Raw genomic sequence first — 20849 nt, 5'->3', positions numbered from 1 at the left:
CTTACTGGCATGATTAATCGCATGGTGAGACGGGACGACCCGGAAGTCATCGGGCGCAGAGTGCAGCAGTTGCGGCACGAACGTGGGCTGACTCAGCGGCAGTTGGCCGAGCCCGCCTACACGCCCGCGTACATCTCCACCCTCGAGGCCGGCCGGGTCCGCCCCTCCGACGACGCGCTGCGCCACCTCGCCGACCGACTCGGCGTCGCCTACGACGAGTTGGCGACCGGCCGCCCCGCCCACCTCGCCACCGAGCTGCGTCTACGGCTGACCGGCGCCCAACGCACCCTGGCGACAGGGGAGTCGGAGGAAGCCGCCGAGCTGTACGCCGAGCTGCTGGAGGAGGCCGAGTCGCACGGGCTGGCGGACGAGGAGGCCATCGCGCTGCTCGGACTCGGCGAATGCGGTCTCGACACCGGTGATCTCTCCTCCGCCACCCTGTACTTCGAGCGCGCCGAGCAGCGCCTGGCCGACGAACCACTCCCCGCCCGCGTCCCCGCCATCCGCGGCCGTGCCGTGGCGCACTACCTCACCGGTGAACTCCGTTACGCCGTCTACCTGTTGGAGTCCACGCTCGACGAGCTGAACCGCGGCGGCCTGCACGACCCCGACGCGCTGCTGCTGCTCTATGCGAGTGCGATAGGGCCGTACATGGACATGGGTGCGCACGCGAGGGCCGCGCAGGCGGCGGAGTTGGCGCTCGCGCTCGCCCCACAGGTGGCGGATCCGGCGCTGCTCGCGCGTATGCACCGGTCGGTGGCGCGGACGCTGATAGCGGAGGGCAAGGTCGCGGAGGCGGACGCCTCGCTCGCGAAGGCCGCCGATCTGTACCGCCAACTCCAGTTCCGTACCGAACTCGCCAACTGCCACTGGATGCGCGGCTACGTCTACGCCCAGGACGGTGAACTGGAGCGTGCCGAGGTCGAGTTGAGGCAGGCGCTGGCGATGCTGACGGCGAAGCGCGCGGCGCTGTACAGCAGTCAGGTCGCCGTGGAACTGGCCGACGTGCTGCACAAACGCGGCAAGTCCGACGAGGCCGCCGCCCTTCTCCAGGACGTCCTCAGCGACCTCAGCTCCGAACGCGGGGCCCTGCACTCCGCCGCCGCGCACCGCCTCCTCGGCATCATCGCCGAGGACGCCCGCGACACCGAGGCGGCCGAGGAGCACTACGTCCGCGCCCTCAGCCTGCTGGAACGCGCGGGCGCGGCCGGCGACCTGGCCGACCTGTGCCGCATGCTCGGCGATCTGCTCCGTCGTACCGGCCGGGTGGAAGCGGCCCTCGACGCCTACCGCACGGGCCTCGGGCACCGTACGGCTCCCGGCACCACCACCCTCGGCCCGGCCCCCGCACAGCCTCCTCTTTGACGAACCCGAGGTACCGCACAGCGCCGACGGTTACCGTGCGACGTACGAGTCGTAGTCGTGCGAAACGGGATGAGACAGGCGCGTGCAGAACGAACGGACCGTGGCCGACGGCCTGCGCCTGGCCGTACGCGCCATGGTCTACGCGGTCTTGGGCGGCGCGGCGCTCATAGCCATCGCGACGGTCGTGTCCGTCCTCGGCCCGATGCTGGCGATCGACCTCTACACCCCACCCGTGGCGGCCTGGTGGACGGTCTTCACGGCGGTCGCCGTCCAGGGCGTCCCCTTCCTCCTGCTGGGCACGGTGGTCTCGGCGGCGATCGGAGCGTTCGTCCCCGAGCGGGTGTTCACCAAACTCCTCCCCCGCAACCAGGCGTTGGCCGTCCCCATCGCGGGCGCGGCCGGAGTCGTACTCCCCGGCTGCGAATGCGCGTCGGTACCGGTGGCGAGCAGCCTGATGCGGCGAGGGGTCGCCCCGGCCGCAGCCCTCGCGTTCCTGCTGTCCGCCCCCGCGATCAACCCGGTTGTCCTGGTGGCGACTTCGATCGCCTTCCCGGGTCAGCCGAAGATGGTCCTGGGCCGGCTGATCGCGTCCCTCGCGACGGCGGTGGTGATGGGCTGGCTGTGGGCGCGCTTCGGCAAGGAGGAGTGGCTACGACTCCCGAAGCGCACGCGGACCACCGCGTCTTCGCCTGCGGGTATGAAGGCCTTCGTCGCGGGCCTGCAACACGACTTCCTCCATGCCGGCGGCTTCCTGGTCCTGGGCGCGGCAGCGGCGGCGACCTTCAACATCGCCGTACCGCGCTCGATCCTGGACATCTTCACGGGTTCGTCCTGGCTGTCGCTGCTCCTGCTCGCGCTGCTGGCGGTGGTGCTGTGCGTGTGCAGCGAGGCGGACGCGTTCGTGGCCGCTTCCCTCAGCGGCTTCTCGCCGGCCGCGAAGCTGGCGTTCATGGTGGTGGGCCCGATGGTGGACCTCAAACTCATCGCGTTGCAGGCGGGCACGTTCGGCCGTTCCTTCGCGTTCCGCTTCTCCTCGACGACCTGGCTGGTGGCCGTGACCAGCAGCACGCTGGTGGGGTGGTGGCTGCTGTGAGGCGCTACGGTTCGGCGGTCCTGCTGCTCTTGGTGGGCGGAGCGGTGTTGCGGATCTCCCTCTTCAGCGAGCTGTATCTGCGGTACGTACAGGCGGCGTTGCGGCCGTATCTGGTGATTTCGGGTGCGCTGTTGATCCTGCTGGGCGTGGTGGCGGTGGTCAGGGGCATGTGGCGGACACCGGACCACGAGGAGCACGAGGAGCATGACGAGGAGGAAGACGAGGAAGAGGAAGGGCACTCCCACTCTCACTCCCACGGCCCGCGCATCGCCTGGCTCCTCACCCTCCCCGCCCTCGCCCTCCTCCTCTTCCCGCCCCCGGCACTCGGCTCGTACAGCGCGTCCCGCGAGGAGGCGCAGCGCGCGGCACAGGGCGTGGGCACCTTCCCGGCGCTCCCCGCAGGGAAGGTGCTGGACATCTCGGTCGCCCAGTACAGCTCGCGGGCGATCTACGACACTGCCCACTCCCTCAAGGGCCGCACCCTCCGCATGACCGGCTTCGTGACCCACGGCGACAACGGCACCTGGTACGTCACCCGCCTCCTGGTCACCTGCTGCGCCGCCGACGCGACCACCAGCAAGGTCGAGATCCGCGGCGACGAAGCCGACGGCGCTCCCCAGACCGACACCTGGGTCACCGTCACCGGCACGTGGATCCCCAAGGGCAAGCTCGGCACGGACGGGGCGTGGCCACCGGTGCTCCACGCGGCGGACGTCAAGCAGGTGAAGCAGCCGGCGGACCCGTACGAGAAGCGTTGACCTGTCGTTCGGACCGGTCGGCTCCTAGATCTGCACCCGCCCCTGCCGCTGCACATCCGTCAGCCGCTGCGCCCCGATCTCCAGCGCCTGGCTGGTCGCGTCGAGGGGTACGTCCGCGAGGCCGCCGTTGGTGAGGGTGATGGTGTCGTCGCCGAGGCGGACGGCGGCGGTGTCGAGGGTGAGAGTGGACTGGTCGCCCTCGGGGGTGGTGCCGGTGAGGGTGAGGTGGAGGCCCTGGCGGGCGTCGCCGACGTTGGGGAGGGTGGCCTCCGTGACCGTCACGGTCTGGTTGCCCGAGCGGGTCGTCGTCGCCGTGAACTGGGCGCACTTCTGCGGGAGTGTCTTCAGCCAGGCCAGGGTGCGGTCCACGTCGGCGGGTGGGAACGCGGCCACCTGGTAGCGGAGTTGGGCCCCGACATCGGTGTTGTCCAGGCCGATCACCGCCTGGGTGGCGGCGGGGGTGCCGAGGAGTTCGTCGGCGTAGAGGGCGTCCAGGAGGCGTTGGCAGTCGGGGATGTCGGACTTGGCCTTGAGCAGGCTGTCGCGCCAGGTCGCCGTGCCCTGGGTCGGGGTCCAGGGGGCGCCCAGGTCCGTGTCCGTGATCAGCGCGGCCTGTGCCTGGGCCGGGGTCAGGACGGGGGCCGCGGCCGGGGACGCGTGGGCGGCGGGGGTGGTGCGCACGGCCGAGGGGGAGGGCGCGCTCGTCACCTTGTGCAGGGCGGCTTCGTTCGCGCAGCCGGCCGCGGTCAGCAGTGTGCCCGCCGACAGTGCCGAGGCGAGGAGGAGGACACGGGCCGGGGAACGGGTCATCGAGGGTCCCTCCTGGGGCATGCGGGGCGGGGCGGGGCGGTTCGGGGTGTCGCGTATGCGGAAGTGCCGGAGTCCCGGACGCGGATTTCGCCGTGCTCGTTTCCACGGCACCATCGCCCGCGCCCGCCCACCAGCGCGCCGGGCCGTCCGGGTGAGAGCCGGACCTGCTCCGGAGCCGGATGCCATCGGAAAACCAATACCGCGCATTCGATTCGTCATTGGCCGCCCGTCCGCGCCCGGCCTACTGTCGAGATCACCGCACCGACCCCCTGGAGACCCCCGATGTCGAAGATCCTCTTCGTGTTGACCGGCGCCGATCACCTCACCCTGGCCGACGGCACCCCGCACCCCACCGGCTACTGGGCCGAGGAGGCCGTCACCCCGTACGAGGCCTTCAAGGCGGCCGGTCACGAGGTCGTCGTCGCCACGCCCGGCGGTGTCGTACCGCCCGTGGACCGGGGCAGCCTCGCCCCCGACTACAACGGCGGCCAGGAGAACGCCGACCGGGTCGCGGGCGTGCTCGCGTCGAGCGCCGAGTTCCAGCACCCGGTCAAGCTCAGCGAGGTCGACCTCGCCGACTACGCCGCCGTCTACTACCCCGGCGGCCACGGCCCGATGGAGGACCTCGCCGTGAACGCCGACTCCGGCCGGCTCCTCACCCTGGCCCTCGCCTCCGGCAAGCCGCTCGGCGTGGTCTGCCACGGGCCGGCCGCGCTGCTCCCGGCGACCAAGGAGGACGGTACGAACGCCTTCGCCGGGCGGCGGCTCACCGGGTTCACCAACACCGAGGAGACCCAGGGCGGCCTCGCCGACAAGGTGAAGTGGCTGCTCCAGGACCGGCTCGTGGAACTCGGCGCCGACTTCGTGGAGGGCGAGCCGTGGGCCCCGCACGTCGTGGTCGACGGCAACCTCGTCACCGGCCAGAACCCGGCGTCCTCCGCACCGGTCGCCGACGAGCTCCTCAAGAAGCTCGGCTGATTAATTCCTTCGCGGGGGCCGTCGTACGACTGCTACCGTCCGCCGCATGAAGTGCGCCAAGCCGTTCCCGTCCTTCTGGACGACGACGCCGGAGACTGTCCCGGCGCGCTGACTGCTGAACCGAGTCGAAGCCCCGGGGCTTTGTCGTCGCCGGATTCCTCGCCCCGCAGGAGTGAAGCGAGGAACCCATGAGTGAGAAACCCCGGCACGACCACCGCCGTCTCGGCCGCGAACTCGGCCTCTTCGACACCGACCCCCTGATGGGCGCCGGACTGCCGTACTGGCTGCCCGACGGCGCGACCGTGCGGCACGAACTGGAGGAGTACGTACGGGGGTTGGAGCGCGCGGCCGGTTACCGGCACGTGTACTCGCCCGTCCTCGGCAAGCGTGAGCTGTACGAGATCTCCGGGCACTGGTCGCACTACAGCGACGACATGTTCCCGCCGATGAAACTGGGCGCGGAGGAGGTCGTGCTACGGCCCAGTCTCTGTCCCCATCACGCCCTCATCTACCGTTCCCGGTCCCACAGTTATCGCGAACTCCCTCTCCGGATCGCGGAGTTGGGCGGTATGTACCGCTCCGAGCTCTCCGGTGTCCTCGGTGGACTGACCCGCGTCCGCGCCATCCAGCTCAACGACGCCCACATTTTCTGCACCCTGGACCAGGCCGTCGAGGAGGCCCGCGCCGCCCTCGCCCTCATCGCCCGCGCCTACGCCGACCTCGGCATCCGCGCTTCCCGCTACCGGCTCTCCCTGCCGGGCGAGGGCGGCAAGTACGTTGCCGATCCGGCCCTTTGGGGGCGGGCGACCGCGATGCTGCGCGCCGTCCTCGACAGCTCGGGCATCGCCTACGAGTCCGCCGAGGGCGAAGCCGCCTTCTACGGCCCGAAGATCGACGTCCAGATCGCGGACGCGGCCGGCCGTGAGGCCACCCTCTCCACCGTGCAGATCGACTTCCACCAGCCCGAACGCTTCGACCTGCACTACATCGGCGCCGACGGCGCGAAACACCGGCCGGTGATGGTGCACCGCAGTGTCATCGGGAGTGTGGAGCGGGCGGTGGCGCACCTCGTGGAGGAGCACGGCGGGGCGTTCCCGGCGTGGCTGGCGCCGGTGCAGCTGGTGATTCTGCCGGTGTCGGAGGCGCAGGAGACCCCGGCATACGAGCTTCTCCGCCAGGCCCAAGTGCGGCGGCTGCGCGCCGAGTTGGCCTCCCCCGACCAGGGCAGCCTCGGTGCCCGTGTCCGAGGGGCGCGGCTCGTCCCGTACCAGGCGGTGATCGGTGAACGGGAGGCCGACGCGGGCCTGGTCGCCGTACGACTGCGGGACGGTCGCCGGATCGAGCCGCAGCCTGCCGCCGAACTCCTGCACCGCATCGGCGCCCGGGTCGAGGCGCGCGGCGCCGAACTGTGGGCGGATGCGTAAGGTCAGCCTTGATCCGCCGAACCGCCTGTGAGAGGAGTCTGCCGTGACCGGTCAGCCCATCCCCGTGATCATCGACTGCGACACGGGGGTCGACGACGCCCTGGCGCTGCTGTTCGCCGTCCGCCACCCGGGCCTGGACCTGCGGGCGGTCACCTGTGTCGCGGGGAACACGGACGTCGACCAGGTCGTACGGAACACGCTGATCGTCCTGGACCACGCCGGTGCCGGTGACATCCCGGTCGCGCGCGGTGCGGCCCGGCCGCTGATCGAGCCGGCCCGCTCGGCGGCGCACGTCCACGGGCAGGACGGCATGGGCGACATGGGGCTGCCGGACTCCACCCGTACGCCCGTCGACGTGGACGCGGTGACGCTGCTGCGCCGCGAGATCCGCGCCTCGCCGAGCCCGGTGACCCTGATCCCCACCGCGCCGCTGACGAACATCGCGCTGCTCCTGCGGACGTACCCGGAGGTCACCCGCAACATCGAGCGGATCGTGTTCATGGGCGGCGCGGTGGCGGTCGGAAACGCCACGCCGGTCGCGGAGTTCAACGTGTGGCACGACCCGGAGGCGGCGGCGATTCTGCTCACGGCCGGGGTGCCGATCACGATGTACGGGTTGGATGTCTTCGAGCGGGTCCAGGTCCCGGCCGCCGACGTCCAGCGTCTACGGCAGAGCACGGAGCCGCGCCTGAAGCTGGCCGGCGACCTCCTCGCCCACCGCGACCCGGCCGCCTCCGGCGACCCCACCCCCACCGGCGGCCTCGGCGACGCGGGCGCGGTCTGCGCGGTCGCCGACCCGGGCGGCCTCACCACCCGCCTCCTGCCGGTCGAGGTCTCCCTCGCCCCGGGCCCGGGGCGAGGACAGACGATCGTCGACCGCCGCCCTCGGCACGGCGAGTCCGAAATCCACGGCGGGGCCCGCGAACAGGCCCTGGTGGACGTGGGGTTGGACGTGGATGTGGAGCGGTACGTGAAGCTGTGGCTGGAGACGGTGGAGGGCTAGGGCCTGTTGCGAAAGTGGATCTTGTTCGTTGGTGATCATGACTCGTGGGGCGTGGAGATCTGACGAATGGCCAGTGGGACCGGCTTGAGTCGTTGCTGTCGCGGGGTATCAAGCCAGGTCGGCCGCAGGTGTGGACGCGGCGGCAGCTGACAGACGGCATACGGTGGCGGACCCGGACCGGTGCTCCGTGGCGGGACGTGCCCGAACGCTGTGGCCCGTGGGATCGGGCCTACGATCTGTTCCGGTTGTCAGGTTCCCGGGACTGACGTGTGGCTCGCGCGTTCGTCGCAATGGTGTGACCCACCACGCCCGCCACGATCATCGCGGACAGCCGAAAAGCCCGGGCTCTGTGCCACCGTTCCGCGAGCCCCAGGAACCTGTGACGTTTGAGCCTTCGGCGGCGCTTGATGTTTAGGGGCACCCGTGTGACGGCTGTGCCCAAACCATGGCAGTCAGGACGGGGGATGGGCGTGGCTCCGTGTGGAACGCGTCGTCGTATCCCCACGTTCGGCATGTGGCCTGTGATGCCACGTTTCTTCAGGGTGGGGCATGAGAACTGAACACAGGGTTGGGCCTCGACGTCGAGTCCGCCCGAAAACGCGTACGTGGGTGGCGCTGGGGGCGGTCGTCGCAGGCGGCGGCGCGGTCGCGGCGGCCGTTGCACTCGCCGGGCCGGGCGGCGCTCCCGGAGCGACGGCCGCGGCGGAACCGATCAAGACGCATGTGCACTCGCTGCCGCTGACCGGGGCGAGCGCGTCGCTCAAGACGCTGGGGGCCAGATCCACGGCTTCGTTCAGCATGGTCGGCGTCACCTGGAACGGTGCACACGCGAACCTGCGAGGCACGGTGGAGGTACGGACCCGTTCCGCCGCGAGCGGCCACTGGACCCAGTGGCTGAAGATGCAGCAGCCGGACGACCTTCCCGACCCCTCCGAGCTGAACCGTCCCGGGGTGCGCGGCGGAATGTCGCCGATGTGGTCGGGGCCGTCGAACGGCATCCAGGTCCGCGCGAGCGGCGCGCGCCGGACGGCCGCGCTGCCCGCTGGGCTGCGGGTGGACCTCATCGACCCGGGCAAGGCCACCGCCGGCACCAGCGGGACGACGGCCTCCGGCATGGCCCCGGCGGGCTACGCCATGGACCTGACGGCCACGGACACAGCCACGCCGACGGCCACCGATGTCGCCACGCCGACGGACAGTGATATCGCCACACCGACGGGCAGCGACACCGCGACGGCCACCGCAAGCGTCAGCCCTTCGGACACCCCGACCGCGACGGACTCCGCTTCCCCCGCGGACACCGCGACGGCCACGGACTCCGCCTTGCCGTCCGTCGCGGCCTCCGGCACCGTCTCCGACTCGCCGAGCCCGTCGGCGAGTTCCTGGCCCAGCCAGCTTCCGACGATGTCGGAGGCGTACCCGTCCTGCACGTCGTCCTCCTCGGCCAGCCCCTCCGCGTCGGCGTCGGAGAGCGCGCCGGACCCGATACCGGCCCCGACGACCTCGACGGTGGCACCGCCGAGCGTGGTCACCCGGGCCGGCTGGGGCGCGGACGAGTGCGCCCGGGAGTCCGGTTACCCGCTGTACGGGCAGGCCGTGAAGGTGATGTTCGTCCACCACACGGACACCACCAACAACTACTCCTGCTCGGACTCGCCGGCGATCGTGCGGGGCATCTACGCGGAGCACCTCAACCAGGGCTGGCGCGACGTCGGTTACAACTTCCTGGTCGACAAGTGCGGCACCATCTTCGAGGGCCGCTTCGGCGGGATGGCACTGCCGACCGTGGGCGCGCAGACGTACGGCTTCAACACCAACAGCATGGGCGTGGCAGCCATCGGCACGTACACCGACCTCAGCGGCGGTGACTCCACGGCCAGCACCTTCACCGGGGCCACGCCGAGCAAGGCGATGCTGGGCTCCATCGCCCGGATCGCGGCCTGGAAGTTCGGCATGACCGGTGTGAACCCGGGCACCGGTACCGCGAACCTGACCGAGGGTGCCTCCGACAGTTACGGCTTCACCCAGGGCACGAGCTACAAGTTCAACGTGATCTCCGGGCACCGCAACGGCTACGCCACCGACTGCCCCGGCAACCAGCTCTACAACGCCCTGAGCACGGTGCGCTCCTACGCGGCCGGTCCGGTCGGCACGGTCACGATCACCGGGATGTCCGGCGGCGCGGTCAAGTCCGGGGCGTCGTACTACACCAAGGGCACGGCCACGGTGAGCTGGACGACCGACACGCCGTCGCAGGTGATCTCCGGGTTCGACGTCCTGGTCGACGGAAAGGCCGTGGCGCACACCTCCGGTTCCGCCCGCTCCGCCTCCGTCTCGGTCGCCGCAGGCAGCCACAGCGTCCAGGTCCGCGCCACCCACGTCCGAGGCTCGACGACGCTGTCCTCCGGGCTCACCCTGGTCGGCGACACCACCGCACCCACCTTCACGACCGCTCCCGGTGTGACGGTGCGCACCGGCACCGTGAGTTCCACGGCGGTCCCGGTCACGGTGACCTGGAAGGCCGCCGACAACGCGGCTCTGACCAAGATCCTGGCGACCTCACCGTACTCGGCCACCTTCGGCCCGACCGTGACTTCCTGGAACACCAGCGCCAAGCCCGGCTCCTCGGACCTGTTCGCCCTGACGGCGTACGACGTCGCCGGCAACACCCGCGGCGCCTCCGTCTCCCGGACGCCGCACATCATCCAGGAGACGTCCACCACCCGCACCGGCAGCTGGACGCACCGGTACAGCAGCAGCTACCTGGGCGGCTACTCCTACAGTTCCTCCTCCAAGGGGGCCTCCATCAGCTGGACCTTCACCGGCCGCTCGGTGGCCTGGATCGTCTCGCGGGCCTCCACCTCAGGCCAGGCGTATATCTACGTCGACGGCACCAAGGTCACCACGGCGGACCTGAAGTCCTCCACCACGCAGTACCGGCAGGCCATCTGGACCAAGACCTGGTCCAGCTCCGCCAAGCACACCCTGAAGATCGTGGTGGTCGGCACCTCGGGCCGCCCCACCATCACCAGCGACGGCATCGCGACCATCGGCTGACCACACCCACCACGCCGGTCCGGCCCGCAGCACCATCGCGCGGGCCGGACGGGCGGGCGGGAGTGTCCCGTAGCGAGCACCTCCGCCTATCGAGGCCGACCGAGTCTCCACGGCCGAGGCAGGACCATCGTGCCCCATCGGTCGGAAACTGCGGGCCGCGAGGAGCGGGCACCTGCGACTTCGGCTTCACAGCATCGCGAGGCGCCGCCGACGCGTCGGCATCCCGCGAATCCGGGGTGTTCTCCGTGCCGGCGGTGTCACCGCCGCTCGGAGCCGGCAGCGCATCGACCCGCCTGCAGGCGGTCACCCACTCCCGCCATTCCAGCTCAGCCACGGTCAACTCCGCCTGGATGCGATCGGCCTCCTCACGCAGCTCGTCCACGGCCGCTTCAGTCTCGGCCGGTGCGGACGGCACTGTCGAACTGCGCTACAACCCGAGCTGCAAAGTGAACGGGGCGCGAATCACCGGCTCGTTCGCCGGCGCCCAAGCGACCGTGAGGAAGCCGTACAGCGCCGGCCCGGCTGCCGCGGGCAAGCCGCGGGCGCCGGGCTCGTCACCTGGATGGTGCTTCTGTCCGGGCGCTACCCGTCCTGCACCACCCCGGCCCAGCCGAACAGTTGCCGCGAACTACTGCTGATTACTGCGCATCACTGCGTATTGCTACGAGTGCGAAGCCCGCCGGCGTCGCGTGGCCACCACGATCGCCGCGCCGCCGGCCAGCAGCACCGCTGCCCCGCCGACGAGTACGCCACTGCTGCTGCCGCCGCCGGTCTCCGCGAGGTCGTCGCCGCCGCCGTTGGGCGAGGGTGCCGCCGGGGCGCTGCTCGAACCGGAGGCGACCGGGGTCGGGTTGGAGGACGCGGGGGTCGATTCGGAGGCGCTCGGGGTGGGGGTCGAGGAGTCGGAGGTGGGCGGGGTGGACTCCGGGGCCGACGGGGGGACCGACGCCGGGGCGGAGGGGGACGGGGGCTGGGACTCGGTGGTCGTGCAGTCCTTCGTGCCGCCGTTCCAGGCCGCGATCAGCTTGTCCTTGATGACCGTGTGGTCGGGGCCCTTGGGCAGGTCGCCGTGGACGAAGCCGTCGCCGGCGGCGGGGTTGCCGTCGAACTTGACCGCGCCGCGGTAGAGGTCGATCTGCGCGAAGCAGCCCTCGTCCGGCACCGCGATGTCGAGCGCGTCGGTCTGGCCCTTCTTCACGGTCACCGTGTCGAAGTCGACGAAGATCTGCTCGCCGGAGGTGGCGAACGTCGGGCCGTGGGCGATGTACGAGGCGAGCGAGGCGGTGCAGGAGGCGGCGTCACCGGCGGTGCGGACCTTGATGTGGACCTTGCCGTCGTCGGTGGGCTTCAGGTTCTGGTCGTCGACCTTGACGGAGGGGAAGTAGTCCGTGCCGTTCAGCGAGAACTGGCAGCCCTCGGTCTCGGTGACCGTACCGGCACCGGAGCCGGGCCGGTAGTGGCCACCGGACTCCCAGCCGTCACCGCCGCCGCCGTGGCCGCCGGTGGCCCAGGCGCCGGAAGCGGTGGCGACGGAGGCTGCGGCGAGGGCGAGGGAGGCGGCGCCTGTCCCCAACAGGCGGCGCACGGTGACACGACTCGCTATGGACATACTGATCCCATCTGGCGTGTGCAAGGAATGGCGGAGCGGAGCAGCGCGGGAGCGCGGGAATGAAGGAACACCGGGCCCATTGGTCACATGCGCCACAGCGTGTGCACATCGTGGGTCTACCGGAAGATGACTGTCAACTTGCCTTGGTGCAGCGGGAATTCATAAGGAGACCACGTGTCCGACCTGTCCTCCCATGACCCGAACTGGTGGCGTCAGGCCGTCGTCTACCAGGTCTACCCGCGCAGTTTCGCCGACGCCGACGGTGACGGGCTCGGGGACATCAAGGGCATCACCCAGCGCCTCGGTCACCTCGCCACGCTCGGCGTCGACGCCCTCTGGCTCAGCCCCTTCTACCCCTCCGAACTCGCCGACGGCGGCTACGACGTCGCCGACTACCGCGATGTCGACCCGCGCCTGGGCACCCTCGACGACTTCGACGCGATGGTCGCCGAGGCCCACCGGCTGGGCCTGAAGGTCATGGTCGACATCGTGCCCAACCACACCTCGCGGCTGCACAGTTGGTTCCAGGAAGCGCTGGCCGCTCCGCCCGGTTCCGCTGCCCGCGACCGGTACGTGTTCCGTGACGGGCGCGGCGAGGACGGCCAACTTCCGCCCACCGACTGGCCGTCGGTGTTCGGCGGCAGCGCGTGGAAGCAACTCCCGGACGGGCAGTGGTACTTGCACCTCTTCACGCCCGAACAGCCCGACCTGAACTGGGACAACGAGGAGGTCCGGGCCGACTTCCGCACCACGCTCCGCTTCTGGTCCGACCGGGGCGTCGACGGCTTCCGCGTCGACGTGGCCCACGCGCTGGTGAAGGACCTCGGCGAACCCCTGCGCGACATCGGCCCCCTCGCGGCGAACTCCGAGGCCGTCCTCGACGACCTCCCGCCCGGCAGCCACCCCTACTACGACCGCGACGAGGTCCACGAGATCTACCGCGACTGGCGGCGCACCGTCTTCGACACCTACACCCCGCCCCGCATGGCGGTCGCCGAGGCGTGGGTACCGGCCGCCCGGCGCGCCCTCTACGCCCGCCCCGACGAACTCGGCCAGGCCTTCAACTTCGAGTACCTGGAGGCTGGTTGGGACGCCGATCAGCTGCACGAGGTGATCACCGCCTCGCTCGCGACGGCCCACGCGGCAGGCGCCTCAGCGACCTGGGTGCTGTCCAACCACGACGTCGTACGCCACGCCTCCCGCCTGATGCTCCCCCCGGGCACCGACCCCAACACCTGGCTCCTCTCCGACGGCCGCACCCCGCCCGTCGACCCGGCGGCCGGCCTGCGCAGGGCTCGCGCCGCGACCCTGCTGATGCTGGCGCTGCCCGGTTCGTCGTACGTCTACCAGGGCGAGGAACTCGGTCTGCCCGAGGTCGCCGACCTGCCCGTCGAGGTCCTCCAGGACCCCGTCTGGGAACAACAGGGCCACACCCACAAGGGCCGCGACGGTTGCCGGGTACCCCTGCCGTGGACGTCGACAGGTCCGTCGTACGGCTTCGGGGCGGGCGGGGCATGGCTGCCGCAGCCGGCGAGTTTCGCGTCGTACGCCGTCGAGGCACAGGACGGGACGGACGGCTCGACCCTGGAGCTCTACCGCACGGCCCTTCGGCTGCGCCGCAAGCTGCTCGACGGGGAGTCGCTGACCTGGGCCGCGGACAGTCCGCCCGGTGTGCTGCACTTCGCACGCTCCGACGGCTGGCGCTGTGTCACCAACCTGTCGGACGTACCGGTCGCCCTGCCGCCGGGGGAGGTGCTGCTGAGCAGCGAACCGGCGGCGGGCGACGGGCAGTTGGGACTGCTGGCACCGGACACGACGGTGTGGCTGGGCGTGTAGCGGGGTTCAGCCGACGGTCGGGGTCGAGGTCCCGGCGGCGCTGCCGGAGGGTGACTCGCCAGGCAGGGCGGGCGGTTGGGTGGTGCTGTTCACCGGCGGGGTGAGCACCACCTCCGGCTGGCCCGCGGCCGGGGGCGGCGGGGTCAGGTCCACGGCCGGCAGCTTCGGCGGGGTCGTCTCCTGGAAGAGGACCTGGGGGAAGTTGACCAGTCCGGTGTCCTCCATCACCGTGATGTGGTCCAGAACCGTCGCGTTGGCCTGATTGGCCAGGAGCCGCACCAGGGTGTTCTCGGTCGTTCCGCGGATCTTCGCGATGGTGGCGAAGATCGAACCGTGCGTGACGCGCAGGATGTTGGCGAAGTCCGTGTCGAACTGCTTGCCGCTGTCCGCGTTCAGCGTGTTGATGAAGCCCTGCTGCTGCGGGCTCGGCTGGTTCGGGATCGTGATGTTGAGCATGGGCGCGATCTTGCGGACGGTGGAGTCCAGCGCCGCGTGCCCGTCGATCAGGTGCTTGCTCGCGGTGATGACCGCCGGGCTCGCCCCCTTCTTCAGGCCGATCTGGCCGACGGGGTACTCCCACAGCCCCGCCGCGCGCACCTTGACCACGAAGTCGCGGTCGGCCTCGGTCAGGGGCCCCCACTGCGTGTTGGCTATCACGCGTGCGGGCGCGCTGGAGACCGTGTTGACGCCCAGCATTGCCGGATAGGCGAGTGCGACGAGGGTCAGGCTGAGGGCACCTCCCACAACCATCGTTCCCGTCGCGTTCCGCGAAAAGCGCACCGTACCTCCTGTGTCGTGGACCGCCCGTCGGCGGTACGGACAGTCAGGAATACGGATCGGGGGAGCGCGCGAAGTCTTTGGTTTTGGTAAAGCCCGAGTGGGGCGCGTCACAAGTGACGGGTGGTTCCTCCGGATAGGGCGGGTGGTGCCTCCGGATAGGTTGCGAAGGATGAACTCCCTTTCTCCGGCTGCCCGTACGCTCGCCGCCCGCTGCGAGCCGCGGGTGAACGAGCTGGCCCGGCGGATGACCCGCACCGTCTTCGAGCAGCTCAGCGGGTACGCGGAACTGCCCGCCGAGGTGAAGGACGTCGAGATCACGGCGACGGCCCGGCGGGGGCTGCGGCAGTTCCTGCGCAACGCGGCGGGCGGGGAGGCCCCGGCCGCCACGCCGGGCGGCCTGCGGTACTTCCAGGAACGCGCCCACCAACGCGCCGACGAGGGCATGCCGCTCCCCCTCCTCCTCGGCACCTACACCACCGGCGCCCACGTCCTGTGGCAGGCCCTCACGGAAGCGGCCCGCCCCGGGGAGGAGGCCGCGCTGACCGAACTCTGCGGCGCGCTGATCGCGTCCCAGGGCCGGGTCATCGCCGCGGTCACCGAGAGCTACCTCGACGAACAGGCGGCAATCGCGGCGGAACGGCGGGAGCAACGCCGGTCGCTGGCAAGGGCGTTGCTGGAGGGGACGGGGACGGGGACGGGAACAGGTACGGGCATGGGCATGGGCATGGGGAGGGGACCGGCCGATGCGGTGGAGGGGCCGGTCCTGGTCGTGTACCTGCGGTTCGCGGCCGGGCAGTCCGGCGGTGTCGCGATACGACGGCTCGTGCGCCGGGTGCAGACGGCTCTGGACCGGATCTTCGGTACGGAGGTACCGGCGCTGCTGGACGGTGGTGGCGGTCACGCGCTCGTGCCGGGCCGCACGGAGCTGCCGGACACGGCGACGGCCGTACTGCGTGAGGCGGCGGGCCCCGGACTCCGGATTGCCGCGACGGTCGCCCCCGACGCCGGGGACATCCCGGAGGCGGCCCGGGTCGTAGCGGAGATCGTGCGGGTGGCGAAGGCCTGCGGTCACGCGCCGGGCCCGCACCACCTGGACGACGTACTCCTCGAGTACCACCTCTCCCGCCCCAGCGCGGGCAGCGACCGCATCGCGGCCCTCCTCGCGCCCCTCACGGACCGCCCGGACTTGACCGTCACCCTCCGCACCCACCTGGAACAGCGCCAGGACCGCAGAGCCACGGCCCGCGTCCTGGGCCTCCACCCCAACTCGGTGGACTACCGCCTGGCCAGGATCGCCGAACTGACCGGTCTGGACCTGGGCACACCCCGGGACGCGGCCCTGGCACTGGCGGCACTGCTGCTCGGCTCGGGCTACGCGAACTGACCGGGCCGGTAGTCGCCGGCGGGCATCTGGAGGATGACGTTCATGCGGTTGAAGCTGTTGATGAGGGCGATCAGCGAGACCAGGGCCATGAGCTGCTCCTCGTCGTAGTGCTTGGCCGCGTTCGCCCACACCTCGTCCGAGACCCCGCCCGCCGCGTCCGCGATCCGGGTGCCCTCCTCCGCCAGCTCCAGCGCGGCGCGCTCCGCGTCGGTGAACACGGTGGCCTCACGCCACACCGCGACGAGGTTGAGCCGTACCGAGGTCTCCCCGGCGGCGGTCGCGTCCTTGGTGTGCATGTCGGTGCAGAACCCGCACCCGTTGATCTGGCTCGCCCGGATCTTCACGAGTTCCTGCGTGGCGGCGGGCAGCGGCGAGTCCTCGATGACCTTGCCCGCGGCGACGAAGTGCTTCAGGGCCTTGCCGGCGACGGGACTGGCGAAGGCGTTCAGTCGAGCACCCATGGTGGGCTCCTTTGTTCTGTCGTGTTCTGTGTCGTGCCTGGTGCGTACACAGCTCTGACGGAACGACCCGGCAGGAATGTGACACCCCCGGATGTGACCCGGGTCTCGTCCTGGGAGATCACCACGGAGATCCCTACTCTGAACGGGTGCTCTCCTACGACGAGTTGACTGCTCCGGAACGCGCGTTGTGGGACGCGTTCCCCGAGGGACGGCGTGTGGATCTGCGCACGGGCGTTCCCGAGGACGACCGTGTCGCCGGGGGTGGGGGGTGGGGTGCGGGGCGGACGGTTCGGGGGGCCGTTATCGTGGCGCTGCTGCTGGGAGGGAACGCCGCGCAACCGGGGGCCGTCGCGTGTCTGCGGCTTGCGGGGGCGCGGATATCGGGGCGGCTGGATCTGGCCGGTGCGGAGATTGTGAACGCCCTCTGGTTCGAGGGCTGTTGGTTCGAGGAGTCGGTGAGCTTCCTCGGAGCAACAACGCGGACGCTCGCGATCACGGACAGTCGGGTGCCCGGCATCGAGGCCGATTCGGCCCGCATCGAGGGAAACCTCGACTTGCGGCGCTCCGTTGTGGAAAGCCTCGCTTCCTCACCTTTCAACCACGTGAGCACCGCCCTGTCACTCAGTGACGCCCGGGTGAGTGGCGGCATGCTCCTGAACGGAGCCCGCATCAACGCGCCCGGAGGATGGGCCATGGCTGCCGGCGGCCTCGCGATGGAAGGGGGCGTCTTCTGCCAGGGCGGTTTCGTCGCGCGAGGACAAATCCGGCTGATGGAGGCGCAGTTGCCCCGCGGACTGCACATGCGGGGCGCGCGGTTGGAATGCCCCGGCCCGCGGGGAGTGGCCCTCTCCCTGGACCACGCCGTGGCCTCGACACTCAACCTCTCCGACGGGTTCACCGCCGACGGGACCGTAAGGCTGCGGGGCGCCCAGGTCTCGGACAAGGCAACCTTCGAAGGAGCCGTCCTGAACGGACCTCCCGACGGCGATGGACCGGCCCTGCTCGGCATGCTGATGCAGGCCGTCGACTTCGACTTCACCCTCGCCCAACCGCCGTCCGGCACGGTGGACCTGCGCGCCGCGCAGGTGTCCTACCTCCATGACAACGAGCACAGCTGGCCGGACGTGGTCGAACTGGACGGCTTCGTCTACGGCTCCATCAAGGTGGACGAGGCGGGCGAGCGGCGGGAGGCGGTGGGACGCCGGGGTTCCGTGGCCCACCGCGTGGCGTGGATACGACGCAGCCCGGGCTACACCCCCCAGCCCTACGAACAGTTGGCGACCTGGTACCGCAAGGCCGGCCACGACGACGAGGCCCGCTGCGTACTCCTGGCCAAACAACGCCACCGGCGTCAAACCCTGCCCCGGGCCGCCCGCGCGTGGGGCCGCCTGCTCGACGTGACCGTCGGCTACGGCTACCGCCCCTGGCTGGCCGGAGTCTGGCTCCTCGCCCTGACCTTCCTGGGCACGCTGTCCTTCAGCACGCACACCCCCACCCCGGTCCAACGAGGCGAAGGCGCCCCGTTCCAGCCCCTCGTCTACACCCTCGACCTCTTGATCCCCATCGGCGGCCTGGGCCAACGAACGGCCTGGTACTGGCCGAACGACAGCGTGCAGTGGCTGGCCTACCTGCTGATCGCCTTCGGCTGGGTGCTGACGACTGCGGTCATCGCGGGTGTCACCCGCGCACTGCAGAAGAGTTAGGGCTCGACAGGCGACGGGGGCTTTTGCTCTGCGCCGCCGACTGCACCGGGACCGCGACTTCACTTCACGCGCAAGCGCTGAGGTGTCCTAGGGGCGTGAAGTGAAGGTGCCCGCGTGGATCGCATCGAGGAGTTGGGCGAGGGGGATGGGGGTGGTGGTGAGTTGGGTGGTGGGGATGGCGAAGAGCTCGACGCAGGCGTTCCCCTCAGCGCCTCCGGAGTAGGACGACTTCTGCCAGCGCAACTCGGTGACCATGCCCTCGCCTCACAGTTTGTGGATGAAGTCCCGTGATGACACGCATGCCTCCGCCTGATCCTGACGCTGCACGGACTGATCGGCCTGGTCGACACCGCCGAACTCCTGGTAACGGAGCTGGTGGGCAACGCCGTACGCCACACTGATGGTCCCGCCGCCCTACGGGTCTCCTGGTCGCCGGAGAGGTCCGGCCTCATCCCATCCGGCTGGTGAACTGGTTCATGTCGAAATAGTCGCGCCAGGCCTTGATCTTGCCGTCGGTGACCTCGAAGGTCCCCATCACCGGCAGTTCGAACGATCTGTCAGGGAGCTTGAAGACGTCCACGCGCTCGGTCATCACGATCGGTCCGGCGGCGGCGATGTTGAGGACGCGGAAATCGATCTGCTCGATGCCTGGCGGGCCGGGGCGGATGAACGAGGTGATGGTGTCGGCGATGGCCTCCCGGCCGGTGATCGGTGTCAGCGGGATGTTGTGGTAGATGGCGTCGTCGGTGAAAAATGCCGCGAGTTCGGCGGCCCCGGTGTTGTCCGACCACGCCGCGCAGAACCTGCGCACCACCTCGATCGGGCTCTCCATCCGGCTCGGCTCCCCTGTGGTTGATCTTGACGGTGGGTTGTGGCAGGCCGCTACGCGGTGAGGACGATCTTTTCGTGCGCTATGCCCGCTTCGAGGAGGGCGTGCGCCTGGGCGGCGTCCCGCATCGGCAGCAGCCGCTGGGCGCGCAGGCGGAGTTGCCCGGAAGCGAGGAGGGGCATGGTCTGCTCGACCGCGTCGGGGGCACGGTCCGGGGTGGGGGCGGAGAGGGCGACGCCGAAGTCGGCCGCGTGCTCGTCCGCGAGGGTGATCACGCGCTCGGGGCCGCCCGCGAGTTCGACGGCGTCGCGCAGGCCGCCCTTGCCTGCGGCGTCGAGGACGGCGTCCACTGTGCCGACGTGCGTGCGCATCTGCGCGAGGAGTTCCGAGCCGTAGCGGACCGGGATCGCGCCGAGATCCTTGGTGAACTGCTCGTCGCCCGGGCCGGTGGCGCTGAAGACGGTGAGGCCCTGGGACACGGCCAGTTGGGTGGCGATCACGCCGACCGAGCCTCCGCCCCCGAGAACGAGCAGGGTCTCGCCGGAGGTGACGCCGAGTTGGCGCAGGACGCCGACGGCGGCTTCGGCCGAGGCGGGCAGCGCTGCGGCGTCGGCCCAGCTGACGGTCGCCGGTTTGACGGTCCAGGCCGAGGCGAGGGCGTATTCGCCGTACCCGCCGAGTGTGGGCAGCTGGGCTGCGACCTCGTCACCCGGCGACACGCCGGTCACGCCCGGGCCGAGGGCGTCGACGGTGCCGGCGGCCTCGAAGCCGAGAACGGCGGGGTCGGGCAGCGGGAAGACCTCGCGGAGGTCGCCGCGCCGGATCTTCAGGTCGGTCGGGCCGACCCCCGCCGCGTGTACGCGCAGCCTGATCTGGCCGGGCCCGGGTGCGGGCAGGGCGACTTCCGACCACACGAGCGTCTCGGGCGATCCGTATCCGGTGAGCACTGCCGCGTACGGCATCGGTACCTCCTGCTCCTGGCGGTCCGCGCGAGATGATGCGGGAGCGGCACGCCTCGACGGTGGTGCTGGACAGAAAGCATAGGTGACATGTCACGCAATGCCAACGGCAGCGCGCCGGTGCCCGAGGGCGGGTGGCTCGACGGCGAACAGCAACGAGCCTGGCTGGCGTACATCCGGGTCCAGCTGCGGCTGACCTACGAGATGAACCGCCAGCTGCAGTCCGACAGTGACCTGTCCCTGCCGGACTACGACGTCCTGACCGCGCTGAGCGTCGCCGACGGCGACCCGATGCCGATCACGGCACTGGCCGCGCAGATCGGCTGGGAGCGCAGCCGGGCCTCGCACCACGTACGGCGGATGGCCAAGCGGGAACTGGTGAGCTGCGGCCTGTCCGCGAACGACCGGCGCGTGACCGAGGTGAGCCTGACCCGACACGGCCGGAAAGTGCTCGAAGCCGCGGCTCTGGGACACGTGGAACTGGTGCGCCGTCTGTTCTTCGACGGCCTGCCGCCCGAACTCGTCGGGCCGCTCAGCCAGGCGCTGGAGAGCGTCTACGCCAACACCGTCGCGCAGGGCACGCTGCCGCCGCCGGTGGACTGGCACCCGCCGACATCCGGTTTGGCCCGACCTTGAACGTCAACAACCCTACGTTGACGGAATGTTGACCGCTGTATGGCACAGCGTTGGTGAACCCCCGCTATACGTTCGGCCCCATGCCCCCACTCCTGTCTCTTATACACATCTCCGAGCCCACGAGACAGGCAGAAATCTCGTATGCCGTCTTCTGCTTGAAAAAA

Annotated in this window: 19 protein-coding genes and 1 pseudogene; 13 read left to right on the top strand and 7 right to left on the bottom strand. The window is 70.6% G+C overall.

Features of this window, described 5'->3' with window-relative positions:
• Window positions 1-21 precede the first annotated feature (21 nt).
• The 3 genes from OO70_RS24875 (at window position 22) to OO70_RS24865 (ending at window position 3216) form a co-directional block, all read left to right on the top strand.
• Window positions 22-1365, top strand: a complete 1344-nt coding sequence (locus OO70_RS24875; RefSeq protein ID WP_043675689.1) for a helix-turn-helix domain-containing protein — start codon at window positions 22-24, stop codon at window positions 1363-1365.
• Window positions 1366-1498: 133 nt separating this feature from the next.
• Window positions 1499-2458, top strand: coding sequence for a permease (locus OO70_RS24870; RefSeq protein ID WP_199827401.1), 960 nt, complete (start codon window positions 1499-1501; stop codon window positions 2456-2458).
• Window positions 2455-3216, top strand: coding sequence for a TIGR03943 family putative permease subunit (locus tag OO70_RS24865; protein ID WP_043675687.1), 762 nt, complete (start codon window positions 2455-2457; stop codon window positions 3214-3216). The genes OO70_RS24870 and OO70_RS24865 overlap by 4 nt, the downstream gene beginning before the upstream one ends.
• A 24-nt stretch (window positions 3217-3240) precedes the next feature.
• Here OO70_RS24865 and OO70_RS24860 read toward each other — a convergent pair whose 3' ends face one another.
• On the bottom strand, window positions 3241-4026 hold the full coding sequence (locus tag OO70_RS24860) for a hypothetical protein (protein WP_043675684.1): 786 nt from the start codon (window positions 4024-4026) through the stop codon (window positions 3241-3243).
• A 282-nt stretch (window positions 4027-4308) separates the two neighbouring features.
• Between OO70_RS24860 and OO70_RS24855 the strand changes: the two genes are divergently transcribed.
• The 5 genes from OO70_RS24855 (at window position 4309) to OO70_RS24840 (ending at window position 10488) form a co-directional block, all read left to right on the top strand.
• Window positions 4309-5004 (top strand): type 1 glutamine amidotransferase domain-containing protein, encoded by a 696-nt coding sequence (locus OO70_RS24855; RefSeq protein WP_043675680.1) that lies wholly within the window; start codon window positions 4309-4311, stop codon window positions 5002-5004.
• A gap of 188 nt (window positions 5005-5192) precedes the next feature.
• Entirely contained in the window at window positions 5193-6428 is a 1236-nt protein-coding gene (thrS, locus tag OO70_RS24850) for a threonine--tRNA ligase (RefSeq protein WP_043675675.1), read from the top strand.
• 43 nt (window positions 6429-6471) lie between these two features.
• Window positions 6472-7431 (top strand): nucleoside hydrolase, encoded by a 960-nt coding sequence (locus OO70_RS24845; RefSeq protein WP_043675672.1) that lies wholly within the window; start codon window positions 6472-6474, stop codon window positions 7429-7431.
• A 44-nt stretch (window positions 7432-7475) separates the two neighbouring features.
• Window positions 7476-7697 carry a transposase gene (locus OO70_RS52660; protein WP_407702826.1) on the top strand — a complete coding sequence of 74 codons (222 nt, stop codon included), beginning with the start codon at window positions 7476-7478 and terminating at the stop codon, window positions 7695-7697.
• 343 nt (window positions 7698-8040) lie between these two features.
• A complete protein-coding gene (locus OO70_RS24840; protein ID WP_234336921.1) occupies window positions 8041-10488 on the top strand; it encodes an N-acetylmuramoyl-L-alanine amidase in 2448 nt (815 codons plus the stop codon).
• A gap of 661 nt (window positions 10489-11149) precedes the next feature.
• Here the strand turns inward: OO70_RS24840 and OO70_RS24835 are convergent.
• Window positions 11150-12097, bottom strand: coding sequence for an LAETG motif-containing sortase-dependent surface protein (locus tag OO70_RS24835; protein ID WP_043675669.1), 948 nt, complete (start codon window positions 12095-12097; stop codon window positions 11150-11152).
• A gap of 174 nt (window positions 12098-12271) precedes the next feature.
• Between OO70_RS24835 and OO70_RS24830 the strand changes: the two genes are divergently transcribed.
• Complete coding sequence (locus OO70_RS24830) at window positions 12272-13933, top strand: glycoside hydrolase family 13 protein (RefSeq protein WP_043675666.1); 1662 nt, start codon at window positions 12272-12274, stop codon at window positions 13931-13933.
• 6 nt (window positions 13934-13939) lie between these two features.
• On the opposite strand, the gene OO70_RS24825 is transcribed toward OO70_RS24830, so the two are convergent.
• The gene (locus OO70_RS24825; protein ID WP_407702825.1) at window positions 13940-14683 is read right to left on the bottom strand and encodes a DUF4142 domain-containing protein; all 744 of its coding nucleotides are present in this window, start codon (window positions 14681-14683) and stop codon (window positions 13940-13942) included.
• A 199-nt stretch (window positions 14684-14882) separates the two neighbouring features.
• On the opposite strand from OO70_RS24825, the gene OO70_RS24820 reads away from it, so the two are divergent.
• Window positions 14883-16097, top strand: a complete 1215-nt coding sequence (locus OO70_RS24820; RefSeq protein WP_043675662.1) for a PucR family transcriptional regulator — start codon at window positions 14883-14885, stop codon at window positions 16095-16097.
• On the opposite strand, the gene OO70_RS24815 is transcribed toward OO70_RS24820, so the two are convergent.
• On the bottom strand, window positions 16085-16558 hold the full coding sequence (locus OO70_RS24815; RefSeq protein WP_043675660.1) for a carboxymuconolactone decarboxylase family protein: 474 nt from the start codon (window positions 16556-16558) through the stop codon (window positions 16085-16087). The two genes, OO70_RS24820 and OO70_RS24815, sit on opposite strands and share 13 nt — an antisense overlap.
• Window positions 16559-16704: 146 nt before the next feature.
• Between OO70_RS24815 and OO70_RS24810 the strand changes: the two genes are divergently transcribed.
• Window positions 16705-18261, top strand: a complete 1557-nt coding sequence (locus OO70_RS24810) for a hypothetical protein (RefSeq protein WP_043675658.1) — start codon at window positions 16705-16707, stop codon at window positions 18259-18261.
• An 87-nt stretch (window positions 18262-18348) separates the two neighbouring features.
• Here OO70_RS24810 and OO70_RS52655 read toward each other — a convergent pair whose 3' ends face one another.
• Window positions 18349-18516, bottom strand: a complete 168-nt coding sequence (locus tag OO70_RS52655) for a DUF397 domain-containing protein (protein WP_078651543.1) — start codon at window positions 18514-18516, stop codon at window positions 18349-18351.
• A 48-nt stretch (window positions 18517-18564) separates the two neighbouring features.
• Here OO70_RS52655 and OO70_RS56130 point away from each other — a divergent pair.
• Window positions 18565-18693, top strand: a pseudogene (locus tag OO70_RS56130) (ATP-binding protein); the annotation flags it as partial.
• A gap of 16 nt (window positions 18694-18709) precedes the next feature.
• On the opposite strand, the gene OO70_RS24805 reads toward OO70_RS56130, so the two are convergent.
• Both OO70_RS24805 and OO70_RS24800 read right to left on the bottom strand, forming a co-directional pair.
• On the bottom strand, window positions 18710-19093 hold the full coding sequence (locus OO70_RS24805; protein WP_043675657.1) for a limonene-1,2-epoxide hydrolase family protein: 384 nt from the start codon (window positions 19091-19093) through the stop codon (window positions 18710-18712).
• A gap of 50 nt (window positions 19094-19143) precedes the next feature.
• Window positions 19144-20052: an alcohol dehydrogenase catalytic domain-containing protein gene (locus OO70_RS24800; RefSeq protein ID WP_043675654.1), complete on the bottom strand. Its 909-nt coding sequence runs from the start codon at window positions 20050-20052 to the stop codon at window positions 19144-19146.
• Window positions 20053-20139: 87 nt separating this feature from the next.
• On the opposite strand from OO70_RS24800, the gene OO70_RS24795 reads away from it, so the two are divergent.
• Entirely contained in the window at window positions 20140-20685 is a 546-nt protein-coding gene (locus OO70_RS24795) for a MarR family winged helix-turn-helix transcriptional regulator (RefSeq protein WP_043675651.1), read from the top strand.
• Window positions 20686-20849: the final 164 nt, after the last annotated feature.

Origin of the sequence: Streptomyces xylophagus, from assembly GCF_000716435.1 — a bacterium.
In the GTDB taxonomy this organism is placed as follows: Bacteria; Actinomycetota; Actinomycetes; order Streptomycetales; family Streptomycetaceae; genus Streptomyces; species Streptomyces xylophagus.
Note: the sequence above shows the minus strand (reverse complement) of the source record. Positions and strands in the feature narration are given on the sequence as shown.

What these genes read in the sequence shown, in the direction of transcription:
- OO70_RS24815 (WP_043675660.1), bottom strand. Translation starts at nt 16,558, where the DNA reads ATGGGTGCTCGACTGAACGCCTTCGCCAGTCCCGTCGCCGGCAAGGCC.
- OO70_RS24805 (WP_043675657.1), bottom strand. Translation starts at nt 19,093, where the DNA reads ATGGAGAGCCCGATCGAGGTGGTGCGCAGGTTCTGCGCGGCGTGGTCG.
- OO70_RS24835 (WP_043675669.1), bottom strand. Translation starts at nt 12,097, where the DNA reads ATGTCCATAGCGAGTCGTGTCACCGTGCGCCGCCTGTTGGGGACAGGC.
- OO70_RS24855 (WP_043675680.1), top strand. Translation starts at nt 4,309, where the DNA reads ATGTCGAAGATCCTCTTCGTGTTGACCGGCGCCGATCACCTCACCCTG.
- OO70_RS24875 (WP_043675689.1), top strand. Translation starts at nt 22, where the DNA reads ATGGTGAGACGGGACGACCCGGAAGTCATCGGGCGCAGAGTGCAGCAG.
- OO70_RS24800 (WP_043675654.1), bottom strand. Translation starts at nt 20,052, where the DNA reads ATGCCGTACGCGGCAGTGCTCACCGGATACGGATCGCCCGAGACGCTC.
- OO70_RS24860 (WP_043675684.1), bottom strand. Translation starts at nt 4,026, where the DNA reads ATGACCCGTTCCCCGGCCCGTGTCCTCCTCCTCGCCTCGGCACTGTCG.
- OO70_RS52655 (WP_078651543.1), bottom strand. Translation starts at nt 18,516, where the DNA reads ATGGTCACCGAGTTGCGCTGGCAGAAGTCGTCCTACTCCGGAGGCGCT.
- OO70_RS24825 (WP_407702825.1), bottom strand. Translation starts at nt 14,683, where the DNA reads ATGGTTGTGGGAGGTGCCCTCAGCCTGACCCTCGTCGCACTCGCCTAT.
- OO70_RS24795 (WP_043675651.1), top strand. Translation starts at nt 20,140, where the DNA reads ATGTCACGCAATGCCAACGGCAGCGCGCCGGTGCCCGAGGGCGGGTGG.
- OO70_RS24870 (WP_199827401.1), top strand. Translation starts at nt 1,499, where the DNA reads ATGGTCTACGCGGTCTTGGGCGGCGCGGCGCTCATAGCCATCGCGACG.
- thrS (WP_043675675.1), top strand. Translation starts at nt 5,193, where the DNA reads ATGAGTGAGAAACCCCGGCACGACCACCGCCGTCTCGGCCGCGAACTC.
- OO70_RS24820 (WP_043675662.1), top strand. Translation starts at nt 14,883, where the DNA reads ATGAACTCCCTTTCTCCGGCTGCCCGTACGCTCGCCGCCCGCTGCGAG.